We start from the raw sequence: 1,150 nt of genomic DNA, 5'->3' as shown, positions 1-1,150 counted from the left end.
CGCACGACTGAAAATCGTGAGGTCACGGGATCGACGCCCGTCGGAGCCACCACTGAAAGCCCCTGAATATCAGGGGCTTTTCTGTTTGTCATTTCTTCAGCTGACGCTCAGCTAGTTCCCAGAGATTTTCTTTAGCCTGAGGTTATGGGATTTCTAGATCGACTCTTTGGAACCAACTCCGACGAGGAGTACCGCCGCACAACCGATCAGGTTCGTCAGGCTTCGGCTGCACGCAACCAGGATGAAATAGCGGTTGAGCGTTACCGCTACCTCCTGCGCACAGCCTCTCCAGAAGCCATCGAAAAGGTGCACGAAGAAGCCTTCGCCAAACTCACTCCTGAGCAGCGCAAAATGTTGTTCACCCAGCTCAGTGCGGATGCTCCGGCGGGTGAGGCACCGCTGAGTGACGAGCCTCGTGCTCTCGCGGTCTCTGCAACCCGTTCTGAGATGCGCCAGCCCGGAACAATGGAGCGCACACTCGGCCAGGCAGGACAAAACGGTCCCGGCTTTGGCTCGATGTTTGCAAGCTCACTACTCGGAAGCGTTGCTGGTTATGTCATCGCTTCGACTCTAATGAGTGCCTTTATGCCTATGGATATGGGTGGCGATATGGCTGCAGATACCGGTGCTGACACTGGAACCGATAGTGGTTCAGACTTTGGCAGTTCTGAAACCATCTCCGCTGACGGCGGAGGGTTCGGTGATGCAGGCTTCGGCGACGCCGGTTTTGGTGACTTTGGAGACTTCGGCTTCTAACCCATCAGCAGGATTGACGCCAGGAACAAAAAGATCAGCGTGAAGATTGTGGGCGTCACAAAACGCACCACGTTCAACCAGGGCGCAAACTTAACCACCTGACGGCTTGCTGCAGAAGGTGACTTGACCTGAGCGAGGTCTGCCGCGACGGCCATGGCTTCGGTTGCGCTGGCGTACTGAACGAGAGCACCCAGGATTCCTGAGGCAAGAAGAATGCCCAGTGTGGCCAGGCTCAAGAACAGCGGTCCGCCGGCCAGGCCCAAGGTGATCAAACCCACCGTCACGATGAGCAGGAAGGTGGGGGCCATCTGGGACACCACAATCTGCTGACGGTTCTTGTTCCAGAGTTCGAGAAGTTCACGTTCAGTCATGAGCTCATCCTATGACTGGCCCA

Annotated in this window: 2 protein-coding genes; one reads left to right on the top strand and one right to left on the bottom strand. The window is 56.3% G+C overall.

Going from position 1 to position 1,150, the window contains the following annotated elements; translation table 11 throughout:
• Positions 1–144 precede the first annotated feature (144 nt).
• On the top strand, positions 145–756 hold the full coding sequence (locus tag Q0362_RS02460) for a hypothetical protein (RefSeq protein WP_298119406.1): 612 nt from the start codon (positions 145–147) through the stop codon (positions 754–756).
• Here the strand turns inward: Q0362_RS02460 and Q0362_RS02455 are convergent.
• The gene (locus tag Q0362_RS02455) at positions 753–1,127 is read right to left on the bottom strand and encodes a hypothetical protein (RefSeq protein ID WP_298119403.1); all 375 of its coding nucleotides are present in this window, start codon (positions 1,125–1,127) and stop codon (positions 753–755) included. The genes Q0362_RS02460 and Q0362_RS02455 overlap by 4 nt on opposite strands.
• Positions 1,128–1,150: the final 23 nt, after the last annotated feature.

Origin of the sequence: uncultured Aurantimicrobium sp. (assembly GCF_936931525.1) — a bacterium.
In the GTDB taxonomy this organism is placed as follows: domain Bacteria; phylum Actinomycetota; class Actinomycetes; order Actinomycetales; family Microbacteriaceae; genus Aurantimicrobium.
This window is presented reverse-complemented; position numbering and strand designations above follow the sequence as displayed.

Bases quoted from the DNA above. Each gene is read 5' to 3' on its own strand.
- Q0362_RS02455 (WP_298119403.1), bottom strand. From the start codon at position 1,127: ATGACTGAACGTGAACTTCTCGAACTCTGGAACAAGAACCGTCAGCAG.
- Q0362_RS02460 (WP_298119406.1), top strand. From the start codon at position 145: ATGGGATTTCTAGATCGACTCTTTGGAACCAACTCCGACGAGGAGTAC.